Annotated in this window: 13 protein-coding genes; 8 read left to right on the top strand and 5 right to left on the bottom strand. The window is 68.0% G+C overall.

Annotated elements, in window-relative coordinates:
* Positions 1-247 precede the first annotated feature (247 nt).
* Together hemW and D0D37_RS11070 are read left to right on the top strand one after the other, a co-directional pair.
* Complete coding sequence (gene hemW, locus D0D37_RS11075) at positions 248-1,465, top strand: radical SAM family heme chaperone HemW (RefSeq protein WP_116200428.1); 1,218 nt, start codon at positions 248-250, stop codon at positions 1,463-1,465.
* Between the two features lie 70 nt (positions 1,466-1,535).
* Entirely contained in the window at positions 1,536-2,456 is a 921-nt protein-coding gene (locus D0D37_RS11070; RefSeq protein ID WP_116200427.1) for an NADP-dependent oxidoreductase, read from the top strand.
* Here the strand turns inward: D0D37_RS11070 and D0D37_RS11065 are convergent.
* A complete protein-coding gene (locus tag D0D37_RS11065; protein WP_116200426.1) occupies positions 2,446-3,153 on the bottom strand; it encodes a TetR/AcrR family transcriptional regulator in 708 nt (235 codons plus the stop codon). The genes D0D37_RS11070 and D0D37_RS11065 overlap by 11 nt on opposite strands.
* Positions 3,154-3,247: 94 nt before the next feature.
* Between D0D37_RS11065 and D0D37_RS11060 the strand changes: the two genes are divergently transcribed.
* The 4 genes from D0D37_RS11060 to D0D37_RS11045 are packed head-to-tail and all read left to right on the top strand — an operon-like array spanning position 3,248 to position 6,121.
* The gene (locus tag D0D37_RS11060; protein ID WP_116200425.1) at positions 3,248-3,655 is read left to right on the top strand and encodes an SgcJ/EcaC family oxidoreductase; all 408 of its coding nucleotides are present in this window, start codon (positions 3,248-3,250) and stop codon (positions 3,653-3,655) included.
* Entirely contained in the window at positions 3,652-4,035 is a 384-nt protein-coding gene (locus D0D37_RS11055) for a hypothetical protein (protein WP_116200424.1), read from the top strand. Before D0D37_RS11060 ends, D0D37_RS11055 begins: the two co-directional genes overlap by 4 nt.
* A gap of 24 nt (positions 4,036-4,059) precedes the next feature.
* The gene (locus tag D0D37_RS11050) at positions 4,060-4,878 is read left to right on the top strand and encodes a siderophore-interacting protein (RefSeq protein WP_116200423.1); all 819 of its coding nucleotides are present in this window, start codon (positions 4,060-4,062) and stop codon (positions 4,876-4,878) included.
* Positions 4,879-4,888: 10 nt separating this feature from the next.
* Positions 4,889-6,121, top strand: coding sequence for a serine hydrolase domain-containing protein (locus tag D0D37_RS11045; RefSeq protein WP_116200422.1), 1,233 nt, complete (start codon positions 4,889-4,891; stop codon positions 6,119-6,121).
* Here the strand turns inward: D0D37_RS11045 and D0D37_RS11040 are convergent, their stop codons facing one another.
* The 4 genes from D0D37_RS11040 to D0D37_RS11025 form a co-directional block, all read right to left on the bottom strand.
* A complete protein-coding gene (locus D0D37_RS11040; protein ID WP_116200421.1) occupies positions 6,122-7,120 on the bottom strand; it encodes a TIGR03842 family LLM class F420-dependent oxidoreductase in 999 nt (332 codons plus the stop codon).
* Positions 7,121-7,182: 62 nt separating this feature from the next.
* On the bottom strand, positions 7,183-8,565 hold the full coding sequence (hydA, locus tag D0D37_RS11035) for a dihydropyrimidinase (RefSeq protein ID WP_116200420.1): 1,383 nt from the start codon (positions 8,563-8,565) through the stop codon (positions 7,183-7,185).
* Positions 8,565-9,407, bottom strand: coding sequence for a nitrilase-related carbon-nitrogen hydrolase (locus D0D37_RS11030; RefSeq protein ID WP_116200419.1), 843 nt, complete (start codon positions 9,405-9,407; stop codon positions 8,565-8,567). The genes hydA and D0D37_RS11030 overlap by 1 nt, the downstream gene beginning before the upstream one ends.
* Positions 9,400-10,905, bottom strand: a complete 1,506-nt coding sequence (locus D0D37_RS11025) for an NCS1 family nucleobase:cation symporter-1 (protein ID WP_116200418.1) — start codon at positions 10,903-10,905, stop codon at positions 9,400-9,402. The genes D0D37_RS11030 and D0D37_RS11025 overlap by 8 nt, the downstream gene beginning before the upstream one ends.
* A gap of 241 nt (positions 10,906-11,146) precedes the next feature.
* Between D0D37_RS11025 and D0D37_RS11020 the strand changes: the two genes are divergently transcribed.
* Together D0D37_RS11020 and D0D37_RS11015 are read left to right on the top strand one after the other, a co-directional pair.
* Positions 11,147-11,818 carry a response regulator gene (locus tag D0D37_RS11020; RefSeq protein WP_162834158.1) on the top strand — a complete coding sequence of 224 codons (672 nt, stop codon included), beginning with the start codon at positions 11,147-11,149 and terminating at the stop codon, positions 11,816-11,818.
* The gene (locus D0D37_RS11015; RefSeq protein WP_116200416.1) at positions 11,815-12,870 is read left to right on the top strand and encodes a HAMP domain-containing sensor histidine kinase; all 1,056 of its coding nucleotides are present in this window, start codon (positions 11,815-11,817) and stop codon (positions 12,868-12,870) included. Before D0D37_RS11020 ends, D0D37_RS11015 begins: the two co-directional genes overlap by 4 nt.
* The last annotated feature ends 2 nt before the right edge of the window (positions 12,871-12,872 follow it).

Genomic DNA, 12,872 nt, shown 5'->3' with positions numbered 1-12,872 from the left:
CAGCCGAGGGCAATGCCAGGGGCGCCATCGACGCGCGTCTCCGCAGTCGTGACAGGGCCGAGGCAGCTGCCGATGGACCGAAACGCCGGTTTGCGGTCCGTGAGGGGAACCCTAGGGAATCAGAGTCCCTCAGGGTTCCCCTCACGGACGACCAGCTCGCTTCCGCCAGCTCTTCGACCTGGATAGCCGCGCCTGCGGCAGGCATTGGGCGCGGGGGCGCGCGGGAGTCCGCGCGCGGCGGGGGAGAATGGACGTCGTGCCTGTTCCCGACACTCACCGCCCTCCCGCCGGACTGCCCGAAACCGCCCTCGCCGGTCTCGGCACCCGTCCGTTCGGCGTGTACGTCCACGTGCCGTTTTGCGCGACCCGCTGCGGCTACTGCGACTTCAACACCTACACCGCGGGCGAACTCGGTTCCGCCGCCTCGCCGCGGTCGTGGCTGGACGCGCTGCGGCGCGAGCTGGAGCTGGGCGCGGAGATCCTCGGCAACGCGCCCCAGGCGGAGACGGTGTTCGTCGGCGGCGGAACGCCGTCCATGCTGGGTGCGGACGGGCTGGCCGAGGTGCTCGACGGCGTCCGGTCCGTGTTCGGGCTCGCGCCGGGCGCGGAGGTGACGACCGAATCGAACCCGGAGTCCACTTCGCCCGAGTTCTTCGCGGGCATCCGTGACGCGGGTTACACCCGGGTGTCGCTGGGCATGCAGTCCGCGGCCCGGCACGTGCTGAAGGTGCTGGACCGCGTCCACACTCCTGGCCGTCCGGTCGACGCCGCGCGGGAAGCCCGGGCCGCCGGGTTCGAGCACGTCAACCTCGACCTTATTTACGGCACGCCGGGGGAGCGCGTCGAAGACCTGCGCGCCTCGCTCGACGCTGTTCTCTCTGCGGGCGTCGACCACGTGTCCGCGTACGCGCTCATCGTGGAGGACGGCACCGCGCTGGCCCGCCGGGTCCGGCGCGGCGAACTGCCCGCGCCGGACGACGACACGCTGGCCAGCTACTACGAAATGATCGACTCTGTCCTCGCTGGCGCGGGTTTGACCTGGTACGAGGTATCGAACTGGGCGACGGACGAGGCCGCGCGGTGCCGCCACAACCTCGGCTACTGGCAGGGCGGCGACTGGTGGGGCGCCGGGCCGGGCGCGCACAGCCACGTCGGCGGCGTGCGGTGGTGGAACGTCAAGCATCCGGCCAAGTACTCCAGCTTGCTCGCGGAGGGGCAGAGCCCGGAGGCGGACCGCGAGGTGCTGACCGAACAGGACCAGCACCTGGAGCGGATCATGCTGGAGCTGCGGATCTCCGACGGCATGGCGTTGTCGGCGCTCGACGAGTCCGGGATCAAGGAAGCGCGGGCGGCCGCCGAGGAGGGGCTGCTCGAAGTGTCCGATTTGGACAGTCGAGGCCGCGCGGTGCTGACTGACCGCGGCCGGTTGCTCGCGGATGCCGTGGTCCGGCGGCTGGCCGGCTGAATTTTCGCCCGCCGGGCATAAATCCGTTCGATCGTTTGTTGGGCTAAGCATACGAGCGAGGGAGACGCGTATGCCGCAGGCGGTCAGATACGGCGAACACGGCGGGATCGAAGTGCTGCAGCTGGCCGAAGTGCCTCGGCCGGCGCCCGAATCCGGGCAGGTGCTCGTGCAGGTCCGGGCCGCGGGCATCAATCCGGGGGAAACGAAGATCCGCGTCGGTGCGCTGGCGGAACGCTGGCCGTCCACCTTCCCGTCCGGGCAGGGCAGCGACCTGGCCGGCGTCGTGGTCGAGCTGGGCGCGGACGTCGAAGAAATCCATGTGGGCGACGAGGTCGTCGGCTTCGTGCACACCCGCTCCAGCCATGCCGAGTACGTGCTCGTCCCGGCGGAGCATCTCGTTCCGAAGCCGAGCGGGCTGTCGTGGGAGGTCGCGGGCAGTCTGTTCGTCGCTGGAACCACCGCGTACGCCGCGGTCGGTGCGGTGTGCCCGCGCGAGGGCGAGACCGTCGTCGTGTCCGGGGCTGCTGGCGGAGTCGGCTCGCTGGCCGTGCAGCTGGCGAAGCTCACCGGCGCGACCGTGATCGGCATCGCGAGCGAAGCGAACCACGAGTGGTTGCGGGAGCACGACGTCGTCCCGATCGCGTACGGCGAGGGGCTCGAAGAGCGGCTCCGCGAGCTGACCGGCGGCGAGGTGCACGCGTTCATCGACACTTACGGCGACGGTTACGTCGAACTCGCCTTGCGGCTTGGCGTCTACCCCGGCCGGATCGACACGGTGGTCGACTTCGACGCCGCGGAAAAGTACCGGGTGAAGACCGAGGGCAACATCGCCGGGGCGAGCGCCGAGGTGATGCGTGACCTCGTTGCCTTGGCGGACAAGGGATTGCTCGACGTCGAGGTCGCCGCGACGTACCCGCTGGCCGAGGTTCAGGCCGCCTACCGCGAGCTGGAACAGGGCCACACGCGCGGCAAGATCGTGCTCACTTTCTGACCATCGCCGCCAGCCCGGCCACGAACGCCTCCAGGGCGAATTCGAGCCGGGCCTGGCTGGTGTCCGCGTTGAAGAATTCCCCGGCCTGCAACAGGTTCGGGAAGGCGCTCGCGGGCAGCGACTGCATGTAGTCCGCCATCTGCCGCTCGCGGTCGCTCATTTTCTCCGGGTCGTAATCGCCGAACGTCCAGCCGCTGGCTTCGTAGGCGAAAGCCTTGGTGTACGTGCTCAACGCGTCGCCGGCGAACATCGCCTGCCGCAGATCCAGACCGCCCGCGCGCAGCAGCTGAAGCATGACTTCGCCCTGCCGCAACGAGTTCGGCGTCACCGGGATCGGCGTCTGCCACGCGACTTTCGCGATGCCCGGATACGCCACCATTGCCCGGATCTGTTGCCGCACTTGCTCTTTGACCTGTTCGGTCCACCGCTGCGGATCCGGTTCGGGACACGGTACTTCGCTCAGCGCCGCGTCGAGCAACAGCTCGTCCAGTTCCTCTTTGTTGGCCACGTACGCGTAAAGCGACGCGGGCCCGGTCTCCAGCTGCTGCGCGACCCGGCGCATCGAGACGGCGTCGATGCCCTCGGCGGCGAGGATTTCGAGCGCGGTTTTCACGATCAGTTCCTGCGACAGCATCTGCTTCGCGGCGCGCCGGCGCGGGCTCGGCGTCCGGCGCCAGGGCGGGGGCGGGGCGGTCATTCCCGAAGCCTAGACGAACCCGGCGCTTGACGCGAACGGTGTTCGTGAGTACAACTTGACTCGTACGCGAACGACGTTCGTTAAGGAGAAAAGCATGTCGCAGCGCGAAGAAGTCCTGGGTGTTCTCACCCGTCTCGCCGACGCCTGGAACAGCGGCGACGCCGACGCCTACGGGAATCTGTTCACCGAAGACGCCGATTACGTGACTTTCTTCGGACTCCGGTCCGTCGGCCGCCAGGCGATCGTGGACTCGCACCGGGAGCTGTTCCAGGGACCGCTGAAAGGCTCCAAACTCACCGGCTTCGGCGAGCCGCGGGTGCGGTTCCTGCGGGACGATGTCGCGGTGGTCGTGACCGGCGGCGGCTCGTCGCTGACCGGAGGTGACGACCCGGCGGCGGAAGGGCGCGAAAGTTCGCTGACCTATGTGATGGTGCGGGGCGACGAGGGCTGGCAGATCACCGCGTTCCAGAACACGCGGGTCTCGAAGCCGTGGGAAGCATGAGGACGATCGTCGAGGTCTCCGGAGTCGTTCCGGCCGCGCCGGCGGAGGTGTTCGCGCGGCTGGAAAGGCAGTTGACGGCTTCGGATTACTCGATGAAGCTGGAAGTCGACCGCGAGCACCGGTTTCTCGCCGCGCAGGGCGGTTGGTGGTATCGCGGAGAATATGAGGTCGCCGACGATCCGGCCGGCTCTCGCGTCACGCACCGCGTCCGGAACGCCGCGACCGGGCAATGGTGGGGAGTATTGCTGGCGAATCGGTTTTTCGTCGGGTTCCGGGACCGGGTCGGGTCGGGTTTTCGGGCAATGCTCGCGGAACTGGGGGACGGCGGCACTGGGCGGAACGGGGGAAGGCGCGTACCGTGGGAGCCGCGAGTTAGGTAAACCTTACTGAAACAGGGGTGTTCGATGGCCGAAGGTCCGGCGCGCAAGGGGAGGCCCGCGGTGCGGCTGGAGGTGCTGCGCAAGGAGCACCTCACCCCGCACATGATCCGGATCGTGGCCGGCGGCGAAGGGCTTCGCGATTTCCGCCCGAACGAGTTCACCGACGCGTACGTGAAGGTGATCTTCAAAGTGGACGGGGTGGAGTATCCGGAGCCGTTCGACCTGAACCGGATCCGCGAGGAACTGCCGCGGGAGCACGCGCCGCGGTTGCGCACGTACACCGTCCGCTCGTACGACGAGGCGGCGGGAGAACTGGTGCTCGACTTCGTCGTGCACGGCGACGAGGGGCTTGCCGGGCCGTGGGCGCAGCGTGCCCAGCCTGGTGACGAGCTGCTGCTGGCCGGTCCGGGCGGGGCGTACGCGCCGCGCGCCGACGCTGGCTGGCACCTGCTGGTGGGCGACGAATCGGCGTTGCCCGCCATCGCCGCCGCGCTGGAGGCGCTGCCGTCGGGGGCGTTGGCGCACGTGTTCCTCCTCGTGGCGGACAAGTCCGAGCACCAGCCGCTCGTGACCAAGGCCGACGCACAGGTCACGTGGCTGCACCGCTCGGCGTCCGACGATCTGGTCGCGGCGGTGAAGGCGCTGCCTTGGCCGGACGAGGACGTGCACGCGTTCGTCCACGGCGAGGCCGGCTTCGTACGGGAGTTGCGGCGGTACCTGTTCGACGAGCGCGGCGTCGCGCGGGACGCGGTGTCGCTGTCCGGATACTGGCGCGAGGGCAAGACCGACGAGGCCTGGCGCGAGGAAAAGGCAGCGGAGCGGAAAGCGGCTGCTTCGGCGTAAGGTCGCCGCCATGGCGACCGAGGTGAAGGTGGAGGCCGATCCGGCCGACGCGGGTTTCGACGGGGCACGGCTGCGGCGGATCGACCGGCATTTCGCCCGGTATGTCGAGGACGGCTTGCTGCCGGGATTCCTCGCGGTGGTGAGCAGGCACGGCCGGATCGTGCACGTCGCGTCGCACGGCGCACGCGACGTCGAGGCCGGCGCCCCGGTCGAGACCGACACGATCTGGCGGATCTTCTCGATGACGAAGCCGATCACCTCGGTGGCGGCGATGACGTTCGTCGAGGAAGGCATGATCGACCTCACCGACCCGATCTCGCGGTGGCTGCCGGAATTCGCCGAGCCGCGGGTGTACGCGAAAGGTTCGGCGCTGGCTCCGGTCACCGAGCCGGCGACCGAACCGATTCGCTTGTGGCACCTGCTTTCCCACACCGCGGGCCTGACGTACGGCTTCCACCACACGCACCCGGTCGACGCGATCTACCGGGCCGGCGGGTACGAATGGGGGACGCCGCCGGGGCTGGACCTGGCGGAGTGCACCAAGGCGTGGGCGCGGTTCCCGCTCGTGTTCCAGCCGGGTGCGGAGTGGAACTACTCGGTGGCCAGCGACGTCCTCGGCCGGTTGGTCGAGGTACTGGCGGGGAAACCGCTCGACGAGGTGTTCGCGGAGCGGATCTTCGGCCCGTTGGGCATGACTGATACTGGCTTCTGGACTTCGGACACCGACCGGTTGGCGGCGTTGTACCTGCCTGCGCCGCGGACGAAACAGCTGGTGCGCAACGACACCTTCGGCGCGGCAGGCATGTCACGCCCGGCTTGCCTTTCAGGCGGCGGCGGTTTGGTGTCGACGGCGGCTGATTATCACCGGTTTACGCAGATGTTGTTGCGCCGCGGGGAACTTGACGGTGTGCGGGTGCTGAGTCCGCGGACAGTGGACCTGATGACGGCCAATCATTTGCCGGGTCATGTGGATCTGGAGGCGTACGGCCGTCCGCTGTTCGCGGAGATGCCTTTTGACGGGTATGGGTTCGGGCTGGGGTTCTCGGTTCTGATCGACTCGGTTAAGGCGAAAACCCTTGCTACGCCTGGTGAGTACGCGTGGGGCGGGGCTGCTTCGACGGCGTTTTGGGTGGATCCGGACGAGGATTTGACGGTGGCGTTTTATACGCAGCTGCTGCCGTCGTCGACCCATCCAATCCGGCAGCAGCTGCGACAGTTGGTGTATCAGGCGATGCTGGACTGATCACGCGGTCAGCTTGGGAATCACCTGCGACCCATACGCCGCCATCGTCTCCTCCCTCTCGTCGTGCATCAGGTACAGCGCGAACTGGTCCACCCCCAGCTCCGCCAATTCCTCCAGTCTCGCGATGTGTGCCGACGCCGGGCCGAGCAGGCAGAACCGGTCGACGATCTCGTCTGGGACGAACGCGGTCGACGGGTTTCCGGCGCGGCCGTGGTGGGAGTAGTCGTAGCCTTCGCGCTCGCGGATGTAATCGGTCAGCTCGTGCGGCACCGGGCCGGACGAGCCGTATCGCGACACTAGGTCCGCGACGTGGTTGCCCACCATTCCGCCGAACCAGCGGAGCTGTTCCCGTTGGTGCGCCAGGTCTTCGCCGATGTACGCGGGAGCCGCGACGCAGATCGTGATTCCTCCTGGATCGCGGCCGGCGGCGCGGGCGGCGTTCCGGACCGCGCCGATGGTCCAGCGGGCGATCGCCGGGTCGGCGCATTGCAGGATGAAACCGTCCGCGTGTTCGCCGACGGTTTGCAGCGCCTTCGGGCCGTATCCGGCCATCCACATTTCCAGCCGACCGCCGCGGATCCACGGGATGCGGACCGCGGTGTCGTTCATCGTGACCTCGCGGCCTTCGGCGAGATCCTTGACCACGTGCATGCATTCGCGCACGGTGGCCAAAGTGGACGGTGGGCGGCCGACGACCCGGTGCGCGGAGTCGCCGCGGCCGATGCCGCAGACCGTGCGGTTGCCGAACATGTCGTTGAGCGTCGCGAAGGTCGACGCCATCACCGACCAGTCCCGCGTGCCCGGACTGGTCACCATCGGCCCCACGACCAGCGCCGACGTCGCTTCCAGGATCCGCGCGTAGATCACGAACGGTTCCTGCCACAGCACGCACGAGTCGAACGTCCAGCCGTACCGGAACCCGGCGTCCTCGGCGGCCTTCATCATCCGCACGACCTCCGCCGCGGGCGGATCGGTCTGCAGCACGATCCCGAAATCCATCCGGCCTTCTTCCCTCCGCCGCCCTCAACGGAGCGGCTTCGCCACGCTGTGTTTCCTCGAACTCAATTCAAGTACTGATTGAGTTCACGAGACAAAAACTTCCCATGTCCGGCGCTGCCTTGGAATCCGTCCGGCGAAACCACGACCCGGCCGCGCGACAGTACAGTGTGGACCTTCCCGGTGAGCGAAAAGCCTTCGTACGCCGAGTAGTCCACGTTCATGTGGTGCGTCGCCGCGGACAGGGTCTGCGTTGCCGAAGGGTCGTACACCACGATGTCCGCGTCCGAACCAGCCGCGATCACGCCCTTGCGCGGGTACAGGCCGAACATTCGCGCGGGCGTCGCCGAGCACGTCTCGACCCAGCGGCCCAGCGAGATCTCGCCCGCCACGACGCCTTGGTGCAGCAGGTCCATCCGGTGCTCGACGCCCGGAATCCCGTTCGGGATCGCCCGGAAATCGCCGCGTCCCAGCTCTTTTTGGTCTTTAAAGCAGAACGGGCAATGGTCGGTCGAAACCACGGACAGGTCGTTCGTACGCAGCCCGCGCCACAGGTCCGCCTGGTGCGATTTCTCGCGCAACGGCGGAGAGGCCACGAACTTGGCACCCTCGAAATCGGGTTTAGCCAGGTCCTCAATGGACAGATAGAGGTACTGCGGGCAGGTCTCGGCGAAGACGTTCTGTCCGTTGTCCCGTGCTTCGGCGACCGCAGCGAGCGCCTGTGCGGCCGACAAATGCACGATGTACAGCGGTGATCCGGTCACTTGCGCGAGCCGGATCGCCCGTGAGGTCGCTTCGCCCTCCAGCTCCGGCGGCCGGGTGAGGCCGTGCTGCACCGGGTCGGTGTGTCCGGCGGCGACCGCCTCCGCGGCCAATTCGTCGATCGCGATGCCGTTTTCCGCGTGCATCATGATCGTCGCGCCGATTTCGCGCGCCTGCTGCATGGCGCGCAGGATTTCCCCGTCGGTGGAGTAGAAAACGCCGGGATAGGCCATGAACATCTTGAAGCTGCCGACTCCGGCGTCGACGCACGCCCGCATTTCCTTCAAACTGGAGTCGTTGACGTCCGACACGATCATGTGGAAGCCGTAGTCGATCGCGCAGTTGCCGTCCGCTTTGGAATGCCATTTGTCCAGAGTGGACAGCAGCGACGTTCCCTTGGCCTGGACGGCGAAGTCGATGATCGTCGTCGTCCCGCCCCACGCGGCGGCGATGGTGCCGGTCTCGAAGGAATCGACTGAGTGCGTGCCGCCGAACGGCATCTCCATGTGCGTGTGCGCGTCGATTCCGCCGGGAAGCACGTACTTGCCGGTCGCGTCAACGGTTTCATCACCGGTCAGCGTGCCGGGTGCGCCGACTGCCGCGATGGTTTCGCCGTCCACCAGCACGTCGGCGGTGATCGCGCCGGACGGCGAAACTACTTGCCCGCCTTGGATCAGGATAGTCATCAGGCCTCCGCGAGCGGGCCGTAGCTGTCCGGGCGGCGGTCGCGGTAGAACTGCCACAGGTCGCGGACCTCGGCGAGCCTGCCCATGTCGAGATCGCGGACCACGATCTCCTCTTCGGTGTCCGACGCCGCCTCGCCGACGAGCTGGCCGCGTGGGTCCGCGAAGTACGATTGGCCGTAGAAGTCGTTGTCGCCCAGCGGTTCCACGCCGACCCGGTTGATCGTGCCCACGTAGTACTCGTTCGCCACCGCGGCTGCGGGCTGCTCCAGCCGCCACAGGTATTCCGACAGCCCGCGGCTTGTCGCCGACGGGTTGAACACGATCTGCGCCCCGGCCAGCCCGAGTGCGCGCCAGCCTTCGGGGAAGTGCCGTTCGTAGCAGATGTACACGCCGATCCGGCCGACCGCGGTGTCGAGGACCGGATAACCGAGGTTGCCCGGCTTGAAGTAGAACTTCTCCCAGAATCCCTTCACCTGCGGAATGTGGTTCTTGCGGTGCATCCCGAGGTATTTCCCGTCGGCGTCGATCACCGCGGCGGTGTTGTAGTAGACGCCCGGTTGTTCCTGCTCGTACATCGGCACCACGAGCACCACGCCGTGCCGCTCGGCGACCTCCTGCATGAGCTTCGTGGTGGGGCCGTCCGGGATCGCTTCGGTGTAGGAGTAGAAATCAGCGTCCTGCACTTGGCAGAAATACGGGCCGTAGAACAGTTCCTGCAGGCACACCACCTGCGCGCCTTGCGAAGCCGCCTTGCCGATGGCATCGACCGCGTTCGCGATCATCGACTCCTTGTCACCCGTCCACCGCTGCTGGATCAAGCCGGCTCGGACCGTGTCAGACACTGGTTTCCTCCTCGTTCCGGTGCGCGTTCAAAGGAAGGCTGAACAGGAGGTAGGCGGCGAAAGCGCCGACAAAGCCCACTGCCCAGTTGTAGTCGTACAAAGGTTTCAGGAACGGGATCAGCCCGTCGGCCGGGAACGGTCCGCCGTAGGCGCCGCCGACCGCGAGCACCGCGCCGATCAGCGTCGCGACGAGCGCGCGCCAATGCCAGCCCGCGGTGAACCAGTACTGCCCGCTCGGCAGGTACAGGTCGGCCAGCTTCAGCCGGGTCCGCTTCACCACCCAGTATCCGGCGACGAGCACCCCGGCGACCGCGCCGAGCAGCCCTCCGTAGAAACCGAGCCAGGCGAAAATGTAGATGTCCGGGTCGGAGTAGAGCCGCCACGGCTGGATCAGGATGCCGATCACGCCGGTGATCAGCCCGCCGAGGGCGAAGGTGATCCGCTTCGGGAAGGCGTTGGAGAAGTCGTAGGACGGGCTGACGACGTTCGCCGCCAGGTTGGCCGAAATCGTCGCCAGCACCAGCGCGATCAGCGCGACGACCACCACGACCGGGCTGGAGAACTTGTCCGCCAGCTGCGCCGGGTCCCAGATGTCCTGCCCGTAGAGCACGTGCCCGCCGGACGTGGTGAGGATGGCGACGACCGCGATGAACGTCATCGTCGTCGGCAGCCCGAGGATCTGGCCGCGCATCTGCTTGCGCTGGCTGCCGCCGAAACGCGTGAAGTCCGGCATGTTCAGCGACAGCGTCGACCAGAACGCGATCATCGCCATCAGCGACGGCGCGAACACCTTCCAGAACCCCGGCCCCCAGCCGAGTTTCCCGCCGTCGTGCAGGATCGGGCCGAGTCCGCCCGCCTTCACCAGCACGTAGCCGAGCAGGATCAGGAAGCCGACCGACACCAGCGGCGCGGTCCAGTTCTCGAACTTGCGGACCGCTTCCATGCCGCGCCAGATGATCAGCATCTGCACGAGCCAGAACACCGCGAACGACAGCCACATCGTCCAGTGCTGCCCGGCGATCACCGCCGAATCGCGCCAGCCGGATCCGGCGAGCCGCCCGACGATCACGTAGATCGCCTCGCCGCCCACCCAGGTCTGGATGCCGAACCAGCCGCACGCGATGAACGCGCGCAGCAGCGCGGCGAGATTCGCGCCGCGCAGGCCGTAGAACGCGCGGGCGAACACCGGGAACGGGATGCCGTATTTGGTGCCGGCGTGGCTGTTGAGCAGCATCGGCGCGAGCACGATCAGGTTCCCGATGGTGATCGTGATCAGCGCTTGCAGCCAGTTCATGCCGAGCGCGATGAGCGACGCGGCCAGCGCGTAAGACGGGATATTATGAGCCATTCCCATCCAAAGCGCGAAATAGTTGTAGGTCGTCCAGGTCCGCTTCTCGACCGGGACCGGGGCCAGTTCGTCGTTGAAGAACCGGCTGCCTCGCAGCGCCCGCACATCGCCGAGGTCCACCCGGCTGTGCTCACGTGTCGTCGGCTCCATTGCGGAATCCTGCGCGCCGGGCGGGGGCCGGGGGCAGAGACAGACTGTTCACTGTTCGGCCGCCCTTGGCGCAGTCTGTCGATTGCGCCGAACCGCGCCGGGGTGCATGACCTGCGTCACACCGGGTTCGTCATCCCGGGGCAAAACGGCGGAAACATCTCCACCGGATCTCCACATCTCACCCGGATGGCCTCCACGGCGGTTGCCTAAAGTCGGCGGCATGGACAACGGGGGAAGACGGGTGCTGGTCGTCGAAGACGACCTCACCATCGCCGCGTCGATCGATGCCCGGCTGAGCGCCGAGGGATTCTCCGTGACAGTCGCGCACGACGGGCCCGCGGCGGTCGATGCGGAGGCAGCGACCAGTCCGGACCTGGTGGTTCTCGACGTGATGCTGCCCGGGTTCGACGGCCTCGAGGTGTGCCGCCGGATCCAGGCGCGGCGGCCGGTGCCGGTGCTGATGCTCACCGCCCGTGCCGACGAGACCGACCTGCTGGTGGGCCTCGGCGTCGGCGCGGACGACTACCTCACGAAGCCGTTCTCGATGCGCGTGCTGTCCGCGCGGATCCAGGCGTTGCTGCGGCGCGTGGAGCGGTCTTCGGCCGCGGCGGAGGAGCGGATCGTGCTGGGAGACCTGGAGATCGACATCGCTGAACGCCGGGTTCGCCGAGGGGGCGAACCCGCCCAGCTGACGCCGATCGAATTCGATCTCCTGGTGCATTTCGCGCGCCGGCCGCGCGCGGTGCAGCCGCGGGAACGGCTGCTGAACGAGGTGTGGGACTGGGATGTGCACGCGACCGGAGCCGGCACCCGGGCGGTGGACAGCCACATCAAGGCGCTGCGGCGGAAACTGGGGGCGGATTTGATCCGGACGGTGCACGGCGTCGGCTACGCGTTGGAGGTTCCCGCGTGAGAGTGCTGGTGGCGAAAGCCGTCGATCTGCTGCCGCGGCCGCTCGACCCGATCCGGTCGGTGAAGCTGAAGCTGGCGATCCTGATGGTGGCGTCCGGCGGGATCGCGTTCGGGTTCTTCCGGTACCAGATCGGCTGGCTGCCGCCGCAGACGACGGTGATGGCGATTGTGATCGCGCTGGTGACGTCGCAGATCCTGGCGCACGGCATGACCCGTCCGCTGCGCGAAATGACCGCCGCCGCGGGCGAAATGGCGAAGGGCGACTACACCCGCCGCATCCGGGCCACCGCGCGCGACGAGGTCGGCTCGCTGGCGGCGGCGTTCAACCGGATGGCGGCCGATCTGTCCACTGCGGACCAGCAGCGCCGGGAACTGATCGCGAACGTCTCGCACGAACTGCGGACGCCGATCACCGCGTTGAACGCCGTGCTGGAGAACCTGGTCGACGGCGTCGCCTCGCCGAATCCCGCGACGTTGCGCACCGCGCTGAACCAGACCGAACGCCTGGGCAGGCTGGTCGCCGAACTGCTGGACCTGTCGCAGATCGACGCCGGAACCCTGCCGCTGGACCGCTCGCCGGTCGACCTGGCGGACCTGCTGGACGAGGTCGCCGCCGAAGCGGAGGCGATGGCCGCGGCGGCGGGCCGGGGAGTCCGGTTCACGGTTTCGGTGACGCCGCCGGGCGCGACGGTGCTCGCCGACCGGGAACGGCTGTACCAGGTGGTGGTGAACCTGCTGGAGAACGCCGCCCGGCACGGTCCGGCCGGGGGAGAAGTGGCGGTGCTGGCGCGCGTCGAGGCCGGACAGGCGCGGATCGAGGTGCACGACCAAGGGCCGGGGATCGCGGAACCCGACCGGGACCGGGTGTTCGAACGGTTCACCCGGGGAGAGCGCGCCGGGGGCGGCGGGACCGGGCTGGGGCTGGCGATCGTGCGGTGGGTGGTGGAACTGCACGGCGGGACGGTCGCGGTGGTCGACGCGGAACCGGGCCGGGCGGCTGCCGGGGGAGGCGGCGGGCCGGGGTGCCGGATCCGGGTGACCTTGCCTGCTTGAAC

This window comes from Amycolatopsis circi (assembly GCF_003385235.1).
Taxonomy (GTDB): Bacteria; Actinomycetota; Actinomycetes; order Mycobacteriales; family Pseudonocardiaceae; genus Amycolatopsis; species Amycolatopsis circi.
The sequence above is the reverse complement of the archived record's forward strand: the minus strand, read 5'-3'. Positions and strand labels throughout refer to the sequence as shown.